This window comes from Azospirillum sp. A29 (assembly GCF_042604625.1).
Classification (GTDB): domain Bacteria; phylum Pseudomonadota; class Alphaproteobacteria; order Azospirillales; family Azospirillaceae; genus Azospirillum; species Azospirillum palustre.
In genome coordinates this window covers 451,345-470,939 of the sequence record NZ_CP170470.1, presented here as the reverse complement: position 1 = coordinate 470,939, position 19,595 = coordinate 451,345, and the positions used below count along the sequence as shown (strand labels likewise).

The following is a 19,595-nucleotide window of genomic DNA, read 5'->3' as shown; positions in this document are numbered from 1 at the left end:
TGGTTCTAGCACAGGCCGGACGGTTCCCGCGACGGTCGCGCGGGGGCATGCGAACGTGGTATGGAAGTCGCCACAACACGTTCAGGGATGGGGAGGACGCCGCGATGGATCGGCAGCACCTTGCACCCGTCGTCCGACTGCGGCTGGCCCTGCGGGACCGCCGTGCCGTCCGGGCGGCGACGCCTTCGGCCCTGCTGACCGGGGCGCTGCTGACCGGGTTGGCGCTGGCGCTGTCCGCCTGCGAGACCGTGCCGCCGCCGCCGGCAGCGGCCCCGCCCGCGGCCGGGCTGCCGGACGGGCCGTCCAAACCCTTCAGCTCGGGCAAGGGCTGGACCGTCACCATCCACACGCCCCCCGGCGGCAAGCCCTTCTGCGTCGCGGAGCGCGGCATCCCGGTCGGCCAGAACGCCGCCCCGCGCCTCAGCTTCCGCACCGCCGCTGCCGAATCGGGCTTCATCCTGTCGGGCTTCACCCCGTCGGACAGCGGGGCGACGGTGAAGCCCGGCGAGCGCTACGATCTGGCGGTGATGTCCGACCTGGGGCCGCGCCTGTCCTTGAGCGCCCGCGGCCTTCCCAACGGCAGCCTCTATGTCGCCGTGCCGACCAAGGGGTTCCTGGAGGAGATGGAGCCGCTCGCCCGTTCCCACCGCGTCAGCTTCCGCAGCAGCGGTCTGGGGGACATCGGCACGATGCTGCTGTCGGGATCGTCCTGGGCGATCAACGCATCGGACGAATGCCGGATCCTGCATGCGGAGTCGTGAGGGGTTGCACCCGCGAGGGTGACGCGCAGGTCAGCCACGCAGGCCGCGCGCTCCGCCGCCGATTGACCGGCTTGGCGGGGCCCGTTTAGCCTTCGGATCATGCGCGCTTCCCACATCCTGCTTGCCGTGGCGGTCGCCGCCGTCTGGGGCCTGAACTTCGTCGCGATCAAGGTCGGATTGCGCGATTTTCCGCCGCTGCTCTTCTCCTGCCTGCGCTTCGCGCTGGCGGCGCTGCCAGTGGTGGTGCTGGGCTGGGGCAAGGGGCCGCCGGTGCCCTGGCGCTATGTCGTCGGCATCGGCGTGATGCTGGGCGTGGTCAAGTTCCCGCTGCTGTTCCTCGGCATCGACGTCGGCATGCCTGCGGGGCTGGCCTCGCTGGTGTTGCAGGCGCAGGCCTTCTTCACCGCCATCTTCGCCGCCTTCGCGCTCGGCGACCGGCCGGGGCCGCGTCAGGTCGGCGGCATGGCCGTCGCCTTCGCCGGCGTCGGGCTGATCGCGCTGGAGATGCCGGCCGGCGACTCGCTGCTCGGCCTTGGGCTGACGCTGGCGGCGGCGGCGGCCTGGGGCGTGGCGAACATCGTGATGAAGCAGGCCAAGGCCCCCGACCTGTTCAGCCTGATGGTCTGGGTCAGCCTCGTTCCACCGCTGCCGCTTCTGGCGCTGTCGCTGGCGCTGGAGGGGCCGGACCGCATCGTCCATGCCTTCACCTCCCTGACGTTGGTCGGAGTCGGTTCGCTGATCTACATCGCGGCGGGGGCGACCTTGTTCGGTTTCGCCGCCTGGGGCTTCCTGATGCGGCATTATCCGGCCAGCCTCGTCGCGCCCTTCTCGCTGCTCGTCCCCATTTTCGGTATGAGTTCCAGTGCCTTGCTGCTGGGCGAGACCTTCACCACGGCGAAGCTGGCCGGTGGGCTGCTGGTGTTCGCCGGGCTGGCGCTGTCGGTGCTGAGACTGCCGGCGCGGGCGCGGGTAGGGGCCTGATCATAGGCCGATTGGGGGCCGATTGGGGATCGGATAGGACTGGCAGGAGGAACCAGGGGCATGAGAGTCCTATTAAACTCGATGAGCTTGACGCGGTGCTATGGCGTCCGGATCATTCCGGTCGATAGTTGCGTCCCTAAACCATAGGCAAGCCTTGATCTCTTCCGATAGGACCGCGCAACCGAACGGTGGAATGCCGATTCCGCCGATCAGGCACTGGCAGGCCCATCTGCGTGCCAGCCGGCCCCTGCGCGTCCTGCTGCTGATCGGCGGGCTGTCGGTCGCCGTGCTGCTGGCGGCGACGGTCCAGTACATCGACAGCATGCGCGACCGCGAGATGGAGGGGGCGGAGCGCGAGCTGTCCACCCTGAACCTGTCGCTGGCGGAGCAGACGGCCAGCGCGACGCAGAGCGTCGATCTGGTGCTGACCACCATCATCGAGCAGCTGAAGTCGGACGGGATCGACACGCCGGAGGAGTATGTCCGCCGGATGGGCGGGCGCGACACCCACCAGATGCTGCGGGCGCGCATCACCGGCCTGCCGCAGCTGGATGCGGTGACGATGATCGCGGCCGACGGGCACCTGATCAACTTCTCGCGCTATTACCCGATCCCGCCGGTCAACGTGTCCGACCGGGATTACTTCGCCTATTTGCGCGATCATGACACCACCGCCCCCTACATCAGCGAACCGGTGCAGAACCGCGGCAACGGCAGCTGGACGGTCTATCTGGCCCGCCGCATCAGCGGCCGGGACGGCAGCTTCGTCGGGCTGGTGCTGGGCGCCATCGAACTGAGCTATTTCCAGAGGATCTACAAGGCGTTGCAGCCCGATGGCGACGGCAGCATCAGCCTGTGGCGCCGCGACGGCATCCTGCTGGCCCGCCATCCGGTGCTGCCGGACATCGGCCGGCCGCTGGGCCAGCGCCACTTCCTGAAGGTGCTGGAGCGCGACAAGTCCGGCGTCTATTTCTCCTCCGGCGGGCTGAACGACGGCGCCCGTCTGGTGGCGACGCGGGCGCTGGCGGACTATCCGCTGGTCGTCAACGTGACGCGCAGGCTGGACGCCGTGCTGGACGAATGGCGCATCCAGGCCTGGACCATCGGTGCGGCAAGCGCCGTCGGCATCGCGGCGCTGCTGCTGTCGCTGTGGGCGCTGGCCCGCCAGTTCAGCGCCTACGAGACGGCGACGCGGGCGATGGACGCCGCCCGCCGCGCCGTGGAGGGACGGGAGCAGGCCGAATATGCGCTGCGCCAGAGCCAAAAGATGGAGGCCATCGGCCAGCTGACCGGCGGCGTCGCCCATGATTTCAACAATCTGCTCCAGGCCATCGGCATCAACCTGCACGTCATCGACAGCCGAACCGATGACGAGCGCATCGCCGGCCCGGCCCGGCTGGCCTTGCAGGCGGTCGAGCGGGGCGCCACCCTGACCCAGCATCTGCTGGCCTTCTCGCGCCGGCAGCAGCTTCGACCGGTCCCGGTCGATGTCGCGACGCTGGTGGAGCGGACCAGCCGCCTGCTCGGACGCACGCTGGGCCAGTCGGTGCGGATCGAGACGGAGGTGGCGCCCGGCCTGTGGCCGGCGATGATCGACCCGACCCAGCTGGAAATGGCGGTGCTGAACCTGGCGCTGAACGCCCGCGACGCCATGCCCGGCGGCGGCACGCTGTGGATCCTGGCCAGCAACCGGACGGTGGCCGGCCCGGAGGCCGGCGATCCGGCGATTGCCAGCCGGTTGCCGGGGAGCGGTCCGCTGCCGGTGCAGGTGGAGGGGCTGGCAGCCGGCGACTATGTGGTTCTGCGGGTGCGCGACACCGGCACCGGCATGGCGGCCGAGGTCGCCGCCCGCGCCTTCGAGCCCTTCTTCACCACCAAGGAGGTCGGGCGCGGCACCGGGCTCGGCCTCAGCATGGTGCATGGGCTGGCGACCCAGTCCGGCGGCGGGGTGGAGCTGGACAGCCGGCCGGGGCTGGGCACCACGGTGACGCTCTATCTGCCGCGCGCCGAGCAGGCGGCGGAGGTGGTCGCGGCACCGCCTCTTCCTCCGCCGCCGCTGCCGGCGAGGGCGAAGGTGACGGAAACGGCGCCGGTCGGCGTCGGCTGCGCCATCCTGCTGGTGGACGACGAGGAGCTGGTGCGCTCCGCCACCGCCGGCTATCTGGCCCAGGCCGGTTTCGCGGTGCGCGAGGCGGCCGATGCGGCGGCGGCACTGTCCCTGCTCGACCATGGGTTCCGGCCCGACGTGATCGTCACCGACCACATGATGCCGGGGATGACCGGGCTGGAGATGGCCCGCACCCTGCGCGCGCGCCAGGACGAGACGCCGATACTGATGGTCACCGGCTATGCCGAGGATCTGACCTCCACCGCCGCGGCGCGCGAGGTGTCGCTGACCGTGCTGTCCAAACCGATAGAACCGTCGCGGCTGGTCCGCTCCATCCGCGACATGGCGTCGGTCGAGGGGTAGGGCAGGGCGAAGCGTCAAGGATCCTTCCCAGGGACGCTGGGGCAGGGAACCCGGATGGGCATCGCGGCGTTGGAAGGGCGATCCCACTCCATTCCAGTCCCCGGAGAAGCCATGAACGCCCAATCCACCATCCGCAACGCCTATGACAGCGTCTTCGAAGGCCACACCAACCTCGGCATGGGCGAGCGCATCGTCTCGACCGGGCTCGGCCTTGCCGTCGCGGCGGGCGGCCTGCGCAAGGGTGCCAGCATTCCCGGCGCCATCATGGGGCTGGTCGGCGCCGCGCTGGTCGCCCGCGGCATGAGCGGCCATTGCCCGCTCAAGGACCGCCTGTCCGGCGATCACCAGGACCGGCTGGGCCATGGCGGCTCCTATGGCGAGTCGCAGGCCGTCGACCATTCGCGCATGGCGGGAACCTACTGATCCGCACCGCGACGCGTCCATCCCTTCACCGGATGAAGCAGTCCAGTCACGGGAATATGTGACGCAATTAACCCTGATGGTGAATTGTTGGGCAGGCCAGCGACGGGGTGAAGACCGGGGACCGCGGGTGTGACATCCTGCGGGGCCCGGGCAGCAGCCCCCGACCTGACGTCCCGCTCAGGAGTTTCACCGCATGTGGTTCCCTGCCTTCCGATCCCGGTCCACCAGTGCGGCGGTGGCGGCGCTCTGCGTCGGCTCCGCCCTGGTGCTGCCGGTGCCGGCGCCCGCCCAGACTGCCGCGACCTCGGCACCGGCAACGGCCCCAGCCCCAGCCCCAGCACCGGCATCGGCTTCGGTCCGCTACGACCTCGGCTACAATATCTTCTATCCCGTCCGCAGCCGGAACGGGATGGTGGCCTCCGAGCACCGGCTGGCGACCGAGATCGGCGTCGACATCCTCAAGCGCGGCGGCAACGCGGTCGATGCGGCGGTGGCCGTCGGCTTCGCCCTGGCGGTGGTGCTGCCCAATGCCGGCAACATCGGCGGCGGCGGCTTCATGGTCGTCCACGATGCAAAGAGCGGCAAGGATGTCGCCATCGACTTCCGCGAGATGGCGCCGGCCAAAGCCTTCCGCGACATGTATCTCGACCAGCAGGGCAAGGTGGTCCCCGACCGCTCGCTCTACACCCATCTGGCGGTCGGCATTCCCGGCACCGTCGCCGGGCTGGCCCATGCGCTGGAAAAATACGGCACGATGACGCTGGCCGACGTGCTGGCCCCGGCGATCAAGCTGGCGCGCGAGGGGCATACCGTCACCCCGCAGCTCGCCGGTCTGCTGGAGGTCGAGCGCGACCATCTGGCCGCCTGGGACGCCACCCGCGCCGTCTTCTTCAAGGACAACCGCCCGCTGACCGCCGGCGAGACGCTGGCCAACGCCGATCTCGCCAATTCGCTGGAGACGATTGCCCAGCAGGGGCCGAAGGCTTTCTACGAGGGCGCGATCGCCGACAGGATCGCGGCAGAAATGGCAAAGCATGGCGGCTACATCACCAAGGACGATTTGAAGGCCTACAAGGTGGTGGAGCGCGAGCCGGTCAGCGGCAGCTACCGCGGCTACACCGTCAAGTCGATGCCGCCGCCCAGCTCCGGCGGGACGCACATCATCCAGATGCTGAACATTCTGGAACGCTGGCCGCTGAAGGACTACGGCCCCGACAGCGCCCGGTCGATCCACCTGATGGCGGAGGCGATGAAGCTGGCCTATGCCGACCGCTCCGAATATCTGGGCGATCCCGACTTCACCAAGGTGCCGGTGAAAGGTCTGACCTCGCGCAAATACGCCGACGAGCTGGCGGCCAAGATCGATCCGGAGAAGGCGACCCCGGCCGGCAGCATCAAGCCCGGCAAGCCGGCGCCCTACGAGAGCGACCAGACCACCCATTTCTCGGTGGCGGACAACCAGGGCAACGTCGTCAGCACCACCTACACGCTGAACCTCAATTTCGGCAGCGGCATCGTCGCCGAGGGCACCGGCATCCTGCTGAACAACGAGATGGACGACTTCTCGGCCAAGCCGGGCGTGCCCAACGCCTTCGGTCTGGTCGGCGGCGACGCCAACGCCGTCCAGCCCTTCAAGCGTCCGCTGAGTTCGATGTCGCCGACCATCGTGCTGAAGGACGGCAAGCCCTGGCTGGTCACCGGCAGCCCCGGCGGCAGCCGCATCATCACCACCACCATGGAGACGGTGATCGACCACGTCGACTTCGGCATGAACCCGGCCGAGGCCGCCGCCCTGCCGCGCGTCCATCACCAGTGGACCCCCGACGAGCTGCGGGTGGAGAAGGGCCTTAGCCCCGACACCGTCCGCCTGCTGGAGCAGATGGGCCACAAGGTGGCGGTGAAACCGACGATGGGCCGCACCCAGACCATCCAGCTGCGCGAGGACGGTCTGTACGGCTTTTCCGACCCGCGCAATCCCGACGGCATGACGTTGGGATATTGAGGGGAGCAACCGGGGAGGGGGGATTGGCCGGAGGGCAGTGAGCGGAAGGGAAGAGGGGTGCCCGGCGAAGGCCGGGCGTCACAATTCCCGTATACAAAGAAAAAGCGGCGTGCTTTGGTAACCTTTGATCCGCCATGACCGGCGGCGCAGGGGCCAAAGGCTCGTGCCCGTTCGGGAAAGGCAACGGAACAGTTGGATTAAGGCTGGCCTGTCGGTTAGCCTTTGCAGGAGTGAACCGGAGCATTTGCCGTGGATAAGGCCTTGGTCGAAAAGAACCGCGAGTGGACCTATCAGCGTGAAGGAAAGCAGCCCGTCACCATCCGGGTCGCCGATTTCGAGCGCGAGGGGAAGCGCATCGTCGCCTTCCTGGAACAGACCGACATCGCCAAAGCGGCCGGGGTGCCCCAGCCGGCCGTGAACGATTGGCCCCGCATCGCCGAGGCCTATGCGAAGGAACAGGGTGTCGGCCTCAACGACATCTATTGGTACGAGCTGCATCCGCGCCGCTTCGCCAATGGCCGCCCCAACGTGTCGGAATACCGTCCCGGCATGGCCGAATGGCGGTTCGAGACCAGCATCCCGCTCGCCCGCGCCATCGTGGAGCAGCTGGGCTTCGACCCGGACAATCTGCCGCTCGACATCTGACAGTCCTGCATACGGCCTCCGCGCGCAGCCTCTGTGATGCGCCGCGGGACCGGTGTATGATGGCGCCATATCTCAGTCGGCCGGCGGGACGGTTTCCGCGTGCCGGGAGATAAAGGCCGGGAGACAAAGATGAAGACGGTGCGGAGGGCGGTCGCCCTGGGTGCTGCGATGCTGGCGGTTGCGGCCGCAGCTGCCGTGATGTCCATTCCGGGTGCGGCACAGGCGCGCACGTCGGTATCGGTCGGCATCGGCGTCGGACCGATTTTCCCGGCCTACGGCTATTACCATCCGTACCGCTACTACGCGCCGCCCCCGCCGGTGGTGCAGTATTACGCGCCGCCGCCGGTCGTCTACGCGCCTCCGCCGGTGCAATATTATGCACCGCCGCCGGGCACCATCGGCGCCGATCCGGCCGGACCGGTCTATTATTCGCGAAGCGGCCAGCAATGCCGCGAATACCAGAGCAGCGCTATGGTCGGCGGCCGGCCGCAACCGGTCTACGGCACCGCCTGCCTCCAGTCCGACGGGACCTGGCGGATCGTGAACTGAGGGCAGGTTGAATCAAGGGCGGATCGTGAAACGAGGGCCTCACCGGCCCTCGCGCCCGTTCAGGCACGTCCTGTCAGCCGCGCCTCTTCAGTGATGAATCGCTTCGGGAACGAGTTCGGACAGCTCGTCGGCGTTCTCGTGGTGAATCCTGCACACGTCCTCCCAGCGCGACAGGAAGGCGTCCAGCAGCGCCGGGTCGAAATGGCCGCCGCGGTTCTCGACCATGTAGGCACGTGCCTCCTCCAGCTTCCAGGACCGCTTGTAGGGGCGGGTGGAGGTCAGGGCGTCGAACACGTCGGCGATGGCGACGATGCGGCCGGACAGCGGGATGTCCGCCCCGGCCAGACCGTTGGGATAGCCGCTGCCGTCGAATTTCTCGTGATGGCTGAGCGCGATCTCCGCCGCCAGCCGCAGCAGCGGGATGGGGCTGTCGGCCAGGATGCGGTGGCCGATGGCGGCATGCTGGCGCATCACCGTCATCTCTTCCGGCGACAGGCGTCCCGGCTTCAGCAGGATCATGTCCGGGATGGCGATCTTGCCGATGTCGTGCATCGGCGCTGCCTTCATCAGCTCCTGGGCGAAGGCGCCGCCGCAGCCGGCCGCTTCGGCGACCAGTTTCGAATAGAGCGCCATCCGCTCGATGTGGGCGCCGGTCTCCGGATCGCGGTATTCGGCGGCGCGCGACAGGCGGGTGACCAGCTCCTCCCCCTGGCGCTGGAGGGCGGCGGTCACCCGCTCGACCTCGGCAGCCAGCAGCGCGGCGCGGTCGCGCAGCAGGGCGCGGCTGTGGCGCAGGGCCAGCAGGTTGCGCAGGCGCGCCTGCACCTCCGGCACGACCACCGGTTTGGTCAGGAAATCGCTGCAGCCCTCGTCGAGCGCTCGCACGCGGATGTCGACCGCCGTGTTGGCGGTGATCATCACCACCGGCACAGTGTCCAGCCGCGCATCGTCGCGGATGTGGCGCAGCAGCTCGATGCCGTCCATGTCCGGCATCATCTGGTCCAGCAGGATCAGGTCCGGCTCGTTCCCGCGCAGCCATTCGGCGGCGTCCAGCGGGCTTTCCATGGTCACCGGCTCCGCATCGTCCAGGCGGCGGACGATGGCGGCCATGATGAACAGATTGGTGCGGTCGTCGTCGACGATGAGGATGTTCATCTTGCGGCGTCGCCTTCCCGGCCGCCGTCCTTGCGGGCGGCGAGCAGGCGGCCGACCTCGGCCAGGAGGGCCTTCAGGTCGACCGGCTTTTCGAAGGCCGCCTCGGCCCCCAGCAGGCGGGCCATCCCTGGCAGCTCCATCCGCAGACGCACGCTGCCGCCGGTCACCGCGATCAGGGGCGGGCGCGACTGTTGTGCCTTCAGCCGCAGGATGATCTCGTACCCGTCGGCCTCCGGCATGATGATGTCCGTTACCACCAGATCCACCGGATGCCGTTCCATGATGGCCAGTGCCGCGTTTCCGTTCTCTGCCTCGTGCACGGTGTAGCCGGCCCGCTGGAAGGCGATGCGCACCATCCCGCGGAAGTCAGGGTCGTCGTCGACCAGCAGGATGGACGCGGCGGATTCGGTGGTGGGAGAGGGGGTGGGCAGGCCCCGCAACTCGAAGAGGGTCATTTCCATGGTTGCCGCTTCCGTGATCCGCCGCGTGACCGTCGGGCCGCGCTGGAGAGAAATCGCTAAGCGTCACCATAACCGGCTACCGGCGCGCGCACCCGCTGTGCCTGGGATAGCGGGAACGGGAAACGGGATAGTGGGGATATTATCCCGCGTCCATGACGACGCGGCACCGGACGGGGGCAGGGAATTATGGCAGTCATGCAAAAGTATGACCGTCATGCAATTATGACTGGCGTGAAATGTACGGAAGCCACGAAAACTTAAGATTTCGACCGGTATAACAGAAAATCTTGATACTATGGGATGAATGGTTGCCGAGGGTGGCGGAGGCTGGTTGATGAAGATCCTGGTGGCGGACGACCATCCCTTGTTCCGGGACGCCTTGGAGCTGTCGGTCCGTCAGGCTTGGCCGGATGCGGAAATCGGCTGCATCGGCTCGCTTCTGGAATTGCCTCCGGCGCCGGCATCGGCCGACGGCAGCCCCGCCATGCTTTTCCGCTATGACCTGATCGTGCTCGACTGGCGGATGCCGGGTGCGGAGGGAAGCAATCCTATCGCCGTGCTTCGTCAGGCAGGGGTCCAGGGGCCGGTCGCCGTGGTGACGGGGGCGGAGGATGCGCTGACCGCCCTGGAGGTGCTGCGCTGCGGCGCCGAAGCCTTCCTGCCGAAGACGACGCCGCGCCGCATCCTGGCCCAGGCCCTGCGCCTGGTGGCCGAAGGCGGCAGCTTCGTGCCGAAATGCGTGGCGCTCGATCTGCTGCACATGACCGACCTGTCGCTCGACATCGACGAGGCGGAGGAGGCCGACGGAGCGCCGCTGGACGGGGAGAGGGCACCGTCCTCGCCCCTGACCGACCGGGAGCAGCAGGTGCTGTCGATGCTCGCCACCGGGGCGACCAACAAGGAGATCGGCCGACACCTCAGCCTTCAGGAGGTGACGGTCAAGCTGCACACCCGCCGCATCCTGCGCAAGCTGGGCGCCCGCAACCGCACCGACGCCGTGCGCCGCGCCCAGCAGGCCGGCCTCTTGTCCCGCAGCCTGAACGAAGCGTCGTCCTGACTCCGGCAGGCGTGCCGGGAAGACCGCTTGCCGCATAGGGCTGGTCCCAGCAGCGCGAGGCCGGCCGTTCTGGTATGGTCGCCTCCTCTCGTCACACGCCTTCGTCCGGTGCGGCAGAGATGGGCGTAACCGCTACAGGGCCGCAAAATGGGGCCGTATCCCGAGTCGCCGATGAGCCCATCCGACCATTCCATGCCCGCTCCGCAAACGGTCCGCGCCGCGCCCGCCGCTGTGCCCGCCGCCGGTGCGCCCTCCATCGCGGCGCCTGCCATCTCGGCGCTGTGCGGTGCCGCGGTGCTTCTGCTGTCCGCGCTCGACCCGCTGCGCGAGGCGGCGCCCCTGGCGCTTCCGCTGATGGCTGCCGGCTGCGCTGCGGCGGCCGGGCTGACGCTGCTGTCGGCCTGGAGTGCCGGGCGCCGCAAGGCCGCACGCGACAAGGCAGCGGAATCCACGCCGTTTTCCGTCCCGTCCCCTGGCCCCTTCCCTGGCCCGGCGACGCCGCCGGAGCGGCCGGCTCCCGACATGGCCGCCGGGGCCACCGTCCGCATCGCCGCGCTGGAAGAGGCGTTGCGCCAAAGGGACAGGCAGGCTGCGGAACGGCTGCGCAGCCAGCAGCTGGTGGCGATGGATGTACGTGCCGAGCTTGCCTGCGGCATCGTCCACGACATGAACAATGTGCTGGGCGCGGTCTCGGGCTATGCCGACTTCCTGGTCAGCGACCTGCCCGCGGACTCGCCCCAGGCCGATTATGCCAGCCGTGTCCTGACGGCGGTGACCCGCGTCGGTCCCGGCCTGCGCAGGCTGGTGTCGGCCGCAAGGATGGAGCCGGTCCCGCTGAAGCCCGAGCGGGCCGCCGGCATTCTGGACGAGGCGGCCGCACTGCTGCGGACCGTTCCGGTGCAGCCGGGCAGTCTTGCCGTCCGCCACGATCCCGGCGTGCCCGATCCGGTCTGCAACGCCGGCCTGCTGGCGCGGACCCTGGCGGGTCTGGCGGCGGAGATCCTCGCCGCCTCCGGCCGGGCCGGCGATGCCCGGCTTTGCCTGCGCGCCTCGGTTCCGGCGCAGTTGGGGGCCCAGTTGGGGGCAGGGTTGGGATCGGAACCGGTTGCGGATCAGGACGATCCGGATCGGGACGCCGCCGGCTGGACCGTCCGGCCGCTCCTGACGCCGCGCCGTGGGCCGCACATCCTGTTCGAACTGCGGATCGACGGTCCGCCGCTGGCCGACGACGTGCTGTCCATGCTGGTCGACCCGCTGCTGTCCGCCCGCGCCTGCTACCGCCGCGGCCGGTCGGAGCGGGAGGAGGGCGCCTCCTGGCCGGCAGCCCTGCTGACCGCGCGGCTCCATGACGGCGGGCTCAGCCTGCTGACCCACCCGGTGGAAGGGACGGCGGTGCGGCTGCACATTCCCGCCGTCCCGGCGCCGCTCCGCACCGCCAGGGCGGCGACATCGCAACCGGAGAACGCGCCGCCACGGCAGCCGCAGCAGGCGCCGCCGCTGCTGCCCCGGCAGGTGCCGGATCTGGCGATGCGCAGTTCCGCGCCGGCCTGCAAGGTTCTGGTCGTCGATGCCGACCCGGCATCCGGAGACCGGTTCCAGACCGGGTTGGAACGGCAGGGATTCGAGGTGTCGGTCTGCGATGACCTCCGCGATGCGCTGGACGTCGTCGCCGACGAGCCGGGATTCTTCGATGCGGTGGTCATCGGTCCGGGGCTGAGCGCGCTTCCCGCCGGCCTTGCACTGGCCGGCCGCCTGAAGGCGCTGCGGCCGGACCTGCTCTGCGTGCTCTACGGCGCGGCCGGCACAGAGCTTCCGGGGGCTGGCGCCGTCCCGCTTCACGTCGAGGCCGGCGGACCGGCCGACCTGCTGCTGCCGCTGCCGGTCGATCTGCCGCGGCTGGCGCGCGGGGTGGCGGCGCTCGCCGCCGGCGGCAGCCGGACGGGCAGCGGGGGGGAAAGCGGGGACGGGATGGCCGGAGGGCGGCGCTGATGCGTAGACGCCTTCATCTGCAAGGCTTCATCGCCGCCATCTGGACGGCGACCCTGGTGATCGCCGCCGGACTGTGGGCGGCGGCCCTGACGCTGGCCCATTACGACGATGCCGAGGCGATGGCGCGGGCCGAGCGCGACAGCGGCAACCTCGCCCGCGTCGTCGCCGAACAGGCGACCCGAACCTTCGCCGAGGCCGACCAGATCCTGCTGTTCCTGATCGACGATTACCACGAGCATGGCGACAACTGGACCCACGGCATCACCCAGATGCTGCGGCAGGCGGTGGAGCGTTCGAGCATCCTGGTCCAGCTGGCGGTGATCGACGAGCATGGCGACCTCATCCACACCAGCGTCGAGGATGCGCCAGTCCGCATCCATCTGGCCGACCGCGAGCATTTCCGCGTCCATGCCAACAACCCGGCCGCCGGCCTGTTCATCGGGAAGCCGGTGTTCGGCCGCGCCTCCGGCAAATGGTCGATCCAGCTGACGCGGCGCATCAGCAACAGCGACGGCAGCTTCGCCGGGGTGCTGGTCGCGTCGATGGACCCCTTCTATTTCAGCCACTCGCTGGAGGAGCTGGACGTCGGCCCCAACGGGGCGGTGGCGATCGTCGGCACCGACGGCATCCTGCGCGCCCGCTCGCTGATGAACGACCGCATCGTCGGGCGGGATGTCGGCGAATCGCCGACGCTGCAGATGGCGCGCCTCCGGCCCACCGGCTTCGTGCGCACCGCCAGCGTGATCGACGGGATTCCGCGCCTGCAATCCTACCGCACCCTGACCTCCTATCCGTTGATCGTCACGGCGGCGTTCGACGAGGGCTCCTTCCTGGCCGACACGCGGCGGCGGCAGCGGGTCTATCTGCTGGCGGCGGCGGCGTGCAGCGCCGGGCTGATCGGGCTGGCCCTGCTGGCGACGCGGCAGACGGCGCGGCTCGCCGCATTGGCCCGCCAACTGGCCCAGAGCGAGGAGCGGTTCCGCGATCAGGCGGAAACGGCGTCCGACTGGTTCTGGGAGATGGACGCCGACCTGCGCTTCTCCAATCTGGCCGGGCCGCTGGTCCCGCATGTCGTCAACGGCACGCTGCCCATCGGCCTCAGGCGGGAGGATGTCGCGCTGCGCGAACCGGGGGATACCCCGAAGTGGGAGCAGCACCGTCAGGCGATGGAACGGCGGGAGCCGTTCCGGAATTTCCGCTACCGGGTCATGACGGCGGCGGGACTGCGCTATTTCAGCGTCAGCGGCCGTCCGATCTTCGACGAGAGCGGGGAATTCCGCGGCTACCGCGGCTCGGCCACCGACATCACCGAGCGGGAGCTGGCCGCCAACCGGCTGGCCTCCAGCGAGGCGCGCTACCGCGCCATGTTCGAGGCGGTCGGCCAGCCGATCGTCACCATCGACGAGCATGGCACCATCGACGCCTTCAACCGTGCCGCGGAGCGGCTGTTCGGCTACCGAGCGGCCGACATGGTCGGCGGACCGATGACCCGGCTGATGCCGACCGCGATGGGCGCCGTCCATGACGGGCTGCTGGCCACCTACCGCGAGAGCGATGCCTCCGCGCCGCGCTCGGAGATTCGGGAACTGACCGGCCGCCGCAAGGACGGCAGCGAGTTTCCGCTGGAGGTGACCCTGGCCGGCTGGCGCGAGGGCGACCGCCGGTACGTCACCGGCGCGCTCCGCGACGTCACCGCCCAGCGCGAGATCGAGGCCAGCCTGCGCCGCGCCAAGGAGGCCGCCGATCAGGCCAACCGCGCCAAGGGCGAGTTCCTGGCGACCATGAGCCACGAGATCCGCACGCCGATGAATGGGGTGCTGGGGGCGCTCGCCCTGGTCGAGGGGCCGAACCTGAACGAGGAGCAGCGCCAGCTTCTGGACGTCGCCAACCGGTCGGGCAACGCGCTGTTGCAGATTATCGACGACATCCTCGACCTGTCCAAGCTGGAGGCCGGCAAGGCGGAGGTCGAGCCGGTGGATTTCGAGCTGCGCGCCGTGCTGGGCGACAGCATCGACCTGCTGGAGCCGACCGCCTGCGGCCGCGGCCTGATCCTGACGCGGGAGGTGGCGCCCGCCGTGCCCGACCGGGTGCGGGCCGACCTGCGCCGCATCCGGCAGGTGCTGGTCAATCTGGTCGGCAACGCGCTGAAATTCACCAACCGGGGCGGCGTGTCCGTGCGGGTCGCGCTGGAGGGGACCGGAACGGGAGCGGCGGCGGGAGCGGCAGCACTGGCGGCAGATGGCGGCTTCTTCCTGCGGTTCGAGGTGGCCGACACCGGAATCGGCATCCCGGAGAATGTGCAGCAGACCCTGTTCCGCCGCTTCACCCAGGCCGACAGCTCCACCACCCGGCGCTTCGGCGGCACCGGGCTGGGGCTGGCGATCAGCCGGGAGCTGGTGACGCTGATGGGCGGGCGCATCGGCGTGGTCAGCACCGAGGGCAAGGGCAGCACCTTCTGGTTCACCGTCCGCTGTGAACCCGCCGCCGATCCGTCGGCAGGGGTGCTGACCGTGCCTCGCGCTCCGGAATCGGTGCCGGCGGCCGGGGGCGGAACCGTGCAGGCGGCCGGCCTGCATGTCCTGGTCGCCGAGGACAACGAGATCAACCGCGAAATCGTCGTGACCATGCTGCGCCGCGCCGGCCATCGTGTGACGGCGGTGGAGGACGGCTTGCAGGCGGTGCGTCTGGTGGAGGAGGGCGGTTTCGACCTCGTCCTGATGGATGTGCAGATGCCGGTGATGGACGGGGTCACCGCGACCCGGCACATCCGCACCATGCCGGGCGAGGCCGCCCGCCTCCCCATCGTGGCGCTGACCGGCAACGTCATGCCCGGCCACCGCGCCGAGTATCTCGCCGCCGGCATGACCGCCTATCTGACCAAGCCCATCGTGTCGGCCGACCTGTTCGACGTGCTGACCTCGGTGGCCGCGTCGCGGGCGGCCGGCGGGATATGGGGGGACTCCGGCCTGCCGCCGCGGGCGCCCATGGCATCTGTTTCCCCGGCACCTCCGTCGTCCGCCCCGTCCGAGGCGGAGGCCTGGCGCGCGGCGCCGCTGCTGGACGACGGGCAGGCCTCGTCGTTGCGCGCGGTGATCGGCGAGGACGCCTGGGCGCAGACGGTGGTCGCCTTCCGTCGGACGGTGGGCGACAGCGTGGCCGCTGTCCGCGCCGCGGCCGGGCGGGAGGGGGGCGCCGTGCCGCCGGTCCGCATCGCCCATACCCTGAAGGGAACGGCCGCCAACATCGGCGCCGTGCGCCTGAGCCGTCTGGCTTCGCTGCTGGAACAGCGGGCGCTCGACCATGGCGGCTGGACGGCCGCAGACCCGCACTGCGAAGCGCTGGAGGGCGTCGCCGACGCCACGCTGGACGCCCTGGCGTCCCGGTTCCAGCCGGCGGACGATGCCGCGATGGAGCAGGAAACGGCCTGACGCAACAAATACTCCGTCAGTCGTTGTTTTGTTTCCGAAGATATTCCATAGAGTTTCTCAAGAACAATAGCGACTTCGTGTCGCACATGCATCCGTTAGAAAGTATTTTCGGTGACCAAATGGTGTGGAAAGTCTAGGGTATGCAGTCTCGGCCTGTGCCGATCATTCGTACTCTTAACCGGCAAAGTTCCTCATCATGATGGCTGCCGGAAGCATTCTCCACGTCATCTCGATCCGGGCGAAGGTCGTGGCGGTCGCGGTGTTCGTCTTCGCCGCGGTCGGCCTGTCCTCGGTCCTCACCATGCGCGACATGACCCGGCAGACCGACCATCTGTCGGAGGTGCAGCACGACACGCATGACCTCGTCGGCAGCGTCATTCCCCTGGTTTCCCTGGTTGGGGAAATCCGGTTCGACGTGGTGCAGACACAGCAGTGGCTGACCGACGTTTCCGCCACCCGCGGGCTGGACGGCATGAACGACGGTCCGGAAAAGGCCGCCGACTATGCCCGCCGGTTCGAGGAGCACACCGCCAGGGCTACCGAACTGGCGCAGGCGCTGACCCTGCCCCAGGTGGTCGACGAGATCGGACGCGCCCGCAAGGCTTTCGGCCCCTATTACGAGATGGGGCGGCGCATGGCGCAGGCCTATATCGACGGCGGGCCGGAGGCCGGCAACCGGATCATGGGCGAGTTCGACGGCGTCGCCGACGCCATGGGCGACAGCATGGAGGCGCTGAGCGCCAGCGTCGTCGCCCTCAGCGCCGACCGGCTGAAGGAGCTGACCGGCGGCATCGGGGCGGTGCGGGAGGCGGCCGATGGGCTGCGCTGGACCCTGATCGGCGCCGGGCTGGTGATCCTGCTGATGGCCTCGGCCTGCGTCGTCTTCCTGGAGGCAGCGATGATCCGCCCGCTGGAGCGGCTGCGCCGCGCCATGGTGGCGCTGGCCGCCGGCAGCCTGGACGTCGAGGTCGGCCTGAGCGAGCGCCGGGACGAGATCGGCCACATGGCCGACACCGTCCGCGTCTTCCAGCAGGGCGCGCGGGAGAATGCCCGGCTGCGCCTTGCCCAGGAGGAGACCCGCCGCAAAGGCGAGGAGGAGCGGCGCCAAGCGCTGGAGGCGATGGCGGAGAAGGTGGAGCGCGAGACCCGCGTCGCCGTCGATCATGTCGCCGAACGGACCAGCCGCATGAGCGGCAATGCCGGCGCCATGGCGGAATCGGCGGTGCAGGTCAGCGACAACGCCCAGAACGTTGCTGCCGCCGCCCAGCAGGCGCTGAGCAACGCCGAGACCGTCGCCGCCGCGACGGAGGAACTGTCGGCCTCCATCGGCGACATCGGCATGCAGGTGTCGACCGCCACCCAGGTCACCGGCCGCGCGGTGGAGCGGGCGGGGCTGGCCCGCTCCACCATCGAGCGGCTGTCGGCATCGGTCGAGCGCATCGGCGCCGTCGCCCGGCTGATCGGCGACATCGCCAGCCAGACCAACCTGCTGGCGCTGAACGCCACCATCGAGGCGGCGCGGGCCGGCGATGCCGGGCGGGGCTTCGCCGTTGTGGCGAACGAGGTGAAGAACCTCGCCAGCCAGACCGCGCGGTCCACCGAGGAGATCGGCTCGCTGATCGCCGAGGTGGAGTCGGTGACCGCATCGGCCGTCGGCGTCGTCGGCGAGGTGGCGGAAACCATCGACGAGGTGGCCGGGATTTCCTCCTCCATCGCCGCCGCGGTGGAGGAGCAGGCGGCGGCGACCCAGGAGATCGCCCGCTCGGTCAGCCAGACCAGCGACGCGGCGAAGGAGGTGTCGCTGCGCATCGGCCGCGTTTCCGCCGAGGCGGACTCCACCCAGAACCGCGCCGGCGAGGTGCGGGCGGTGGCGGACGACGTCGCCGGCGGCATCGACGCCCTGCGCAACGTGCTGATCCGCGTGGTGCGAACCGCCACCAGCGACGTCGACCGCCGCCAGCGCCCGCGTTTCGCCGTGTCGATGGGCTGCGTTCTGGAGGTCGCGGGCGCCGGCCCGATGCGTGCCGTCGTTGCCAACCTGTCGGCGGGTGGCGCCATGCTAACCGGTGCTCCCGACCATCTTACCGGCGGGACGGTGACCCTGCGCATCGACGGGGTGTCCCGGCCGCTCACGGCGCGGGTCAAGTCCAGCGAGCGCGGACGGCTGCATGTGAAGTTCGATCTGTCCGACGCCGACCAGGAGGCGGTCGGGCGTGAGGTGGAGCGCCTGACCCATGGTCTGGCGCCGATGGCCGCTGTTGCGTGACCTCGCGGCTTTCCGGACGCCGGCCTACAGCCCGATGAAGGGCTGCATCAGCCGGCCCATCAGGCCGGTGAAGCGCAGCGGCGCGTCGGTCGCGATCAGGCAGATGCAGTCGCGGTGGCTGTCGGCGATGGGCTGGTGGTTGGTGTCGCCGTCGACCTCCGCCAGATCGCCGGGGCCGTAGCGGCCGAGTTCGTCGGCGAAATGGCCGCTCAGCACCACGGTCAGTTCCAGACCGCCATGACCGTGGTGGGGCAATGCGGTGCCGGGCGCGATGCGCAGAAGCTGCGCCGCGCCGCCGGATGCCGTGCGCGGCAGCAGTTCCACCCGCCGCACGCCGGGGGCCAGACGCTGCCAGGACAGGCCGTCCAGCGAGCGGGCATAGGCACGCAGCGGACGGGACAGAATCGTCGCAGGTTCCGGCGTGGACGCGGCTTTCAGCTTGCTCCAGTGCGGCTTGAGGCGCAGCGCCTTACAGGGATTGGCCGGTGCTTCCTCCCGGTCCAGCCGGTCCAGGGTGGCGGCCAGCGACAGGCTTTCCAGTGGGGCCGGCGGCAGATCCTCCAGCAGGGCGCCGCCCAGCGCCTCGACCTCCGCCAGGGTGGCGCGGCAGTCGGGACAATGGGCGAGATGGACCGCCACGGCCAGCGACAGCCCCTCTCCCAGGCTGCCGGCACCGTAGGCCACCAGCAACGCATCGCTGGGATGGTGGTTCGGCAGAAGGGCCAGGGCGGCATCGGGTTGGTTGGCGGTCATCGGTCGTCGTCTCCCAACGCCTTGCGGATCTTGACCATGGCCAGACGCAGGCGCGATTTCACTGTGCCCAGCGGCACGTCCAGCCGTTCGGCGATGGCCGGATGGGCAAGGTCGGCGAAGAAGGACAGCCGAACCACTTCCGCCTGTTCCGGCGTCAGCGCCGCCAGCGCGCCGCGCAGGCGACGGGCGCGGCGGTCGCCGTCCAGCAGCTCGTCGGCGGGCGGGCGGTCGTCCTCATGCTCCAGCAGTTCGTCGTCGGACACCTCGGGATGCCGTTCCCGGCGCAGCGCGTCGATGCGCAGGTTGCGGGCGATGGTGAAGACCCAGGTGGCGGCCTCCGCCTTCGCCGGATCGTAGAGCTGGGCCTTGCGCCACACCGACAGCATGGTGTCCTGTGCCAGATCCTCCGCCCGCTGCGCCGGCATGCCCAACTTCAGCATGTACGCCTTCACCCGCGGGGCGAAATGGGCGAACAGCCGGGCGAAGGCCTGACGGTCACCCGCCGCCACCGCGACCAGATCGGCGGACAGCCGGGCTGCCGCCGGATCGTCGCAGCCGCGCGCCGCCAGCCCGGCTTTTGCCCGGTCCGGCTTGGCCCGGTCCGCTCCGGCGGCGTGCGTCAGAAGAGTGGCGAGGAGGGCGATCATGCTGGAGT

Annotated in this window: 15 protein-coding genes; 11 read left to right on the top strand and 4 right to left on the bottom strand. The window is 69.8% G+C overall.

Annotation, left to right across the window (positions count from 1 at the left end; all coding sequences use genetic code 11):
- Nucleotides 1–104 precede the first annotated feature (104 nt).
- From ABNQ38_RS37940 to ABNQ38_RS37910, 7 genes are all read left to right on the top strand, one after another.
- The gene (locus tag ABNQ38_RS37940) at nt 105–761 is read left to right on the top strand and encodes a hypothetical protein (RefSeq protein ID WP_377811598.1); all 657 of its coding nucleotides are present in this window, start codon (nt 105–107) and stop codon (nt 759–761) included.
- A 99-nt stretch (nt 762–860) separates the two neighbouring features.
- A complete protein-coding gene (locus tag ABNQ38_RS37935) occupies nt 861–1,742 on the top strand; it encodes an EamA family transporter (protein ID WP_377811597.1) in 882 nt (293 codons plus the stop codon).
- A gap of 193 nt (nt 1,743–1,935) precedes the next feature.
- A complete protein-coding gene (locus ABNQ38_RS37930) occupies nt 1,936–4,212 on the top strand; it encodes a response regulator (RefSeq protein ID WP_377811596.1) in 2,277 nt (758 codons plus the stop codon).
- A gap of 111 nt (nt 4,213–4,323) precedes the next feature.
- Nucleotides 4,324–4,635 carry a DUF2892 domain-containing protein gene (locus tag ABNQ38_RS37925; protein WP_377811595.1) on the top strand — a complete coding sequence of 104 codons (312 nt, stop codon included), beginning with the start codon at nt 4,324–4,326 and terminating at the stop codon, nt 4,633–4,635.
- 193 nt (nt 4,636–4,828) lie between these two features.
- Nucleotides 4,829–6,637, top strand: a complete 1,809-nt coding sequence (gene ggt, locus ABNQ38_RS37920) for a gamma-glutamyltransferase (protein WP_377811594.1) — start codon at nt 4,829–4,831, stop codon at nt 6,635–6,637.
- A 249-nt stretch (nt 6,638–6,886) separates the two neighbouring features.
- A complete protein-coding gene (locus ABNQ38_RS37915) occupies nt 6,887–7,282 on the top strand; it encodes a hypothetical protein (protein WP_098735968.1) in 396 nt (131 codons plus the stop codon).
- 129 nt (nt 7,283–7,411) lie between these two features.
- Entirely contained in the window at nt 7,412–7,831 is a 420-nt protein-coding gene (locus tag ABNQ38_RS37910; protein ID WP_377811593.1) for a hypothetical protein, read from the top strand.
- Nucleotides 7,832–7,918: 87 nt separating this feature from the next.
- On the opposite strand, the gene ABNQ38_RS37905 is transcribed toward ABNQ38_RS37910, so the two are convergent.
- A complete protein-coding gene (locus tag ABNQ38_RS37905) occupies nt 7,919–8,986 on the bottom strand; it encodes an HD domain-containing phosphohydrolase (RefSeq protein ID WP_377811592.1) in 1,068 nt (355 codons plus the stop codon).
- Nucleotides 8,983–9,447 (bottom strand): response regulator, encoded by a 465-nt coding sequence (locus ABNQ38_RS37900; RefSeq protein ID WP_377811591.1) that lies wholly within the window; start codon nt 9,445–9,447, stop codon nt 8,983–8,985. The genes ABNQ38_RS37905 and ABNQ38_RS37900 overlap by 4 nt, the downstream gene beginning before the upstream one ends.
- A 334-nt stretch (nt 9,448–9,781) precedes the next feature.
- Between ABNQ38_RS37900 and ABNQ38_RS37895 the strand changes: the two genes are divergently transcribed.
- From ABNQ38_RS37895 to ABNQ38_RS37880, 4 genes are all read left to right on the top strand, one after another.
- Nucleotides 9,782–10,504, top strand: a complete 723-nt coding sequence (locus tag ABNQ38_RS37895; protein WP_377811590.1) for a LuxR C-terminal-related transcriptional regulator — start codon at nt 9,782–9,784, stop codon at nt 10,502–10,504.
- A gap of 192 nt (nt 10,505–10,696) precedes the next feature.
- Nucleotides 10,697–12,493 (top strand): hypothetical protein, encoded by a 1,797-nt coding sequence (locus tag ABNQ38_RS37890; protein WP_377811589.1) that lies wholly within the window; start codon nt 10,697–10,699, stop codon nt 12,491–12,493.
- On the top strand, nt 12,493–15,921 hold the full coding sequence (locus ABNQ38_RS37885) for a PAS domain S-box protein (RefSeq protein WP_377811588.1): 3,429 nt from the start codon (nt 12,493–12,495) through the stop codon (nt 15,919–15,921). Before ABNQ38_RS37890 ends, ABNQ38_RS37885 begins: the two co-directional genes overlap by 1 nt.
- Nucleotides 15,922–16,117: 196 nt before the next feature.
- On the top strand, nt 16,118–18,187 hold the full coding sequence (locus ABNQ38_RS37880; RefSeq protein ID WP_377811587.1) for a methyl-accepting chemotaxis protein: 2,070 nt from the start codon (nt 16,118–16,120) through the stop codon (nt 18,185–18,187).
- A gap of 24 nt (nt 18,188–18,211) precedes the next feature.
- Here ABNQ38_RS37880 and ABNQ38_RS37875 read toward each other — a convergent pair whose 3' ends face one another.
- Both ABNQ38_RS37875 and ABNQ38_RS37870 read right to left on the bottom strand, forming a co-directional pair.
- Complete coding sequence (locus ABNQ38_RS37875) at nt 18,212–18,940, bottom strand: ChrR family anti-sigma-E factor (RefSeq protein WP_377811586.1); 729 nt, start codon at nt 18,938–18,940, stop codon at nt 18,212–18,214.
- Nucleotides 18,937–19,587 (bottom strand): sigma-70 family RNA polymerase sigma factor, encoded by a 651-nt coding sequence (locus tag ABNQ38_RS37870; protein ID WP_377811585.1) that lies wholly within the window; start codon nt 19,585–19,587, stop codon nt 18,937–18,939. Before ABNQ38_RS37870 ends, ABNQ38_RS37875 begins: the two co-directional genes overlap by 4 nt.
- Nucleotides 19,588–19,595 lie beyond the last annotated feature (8 nt).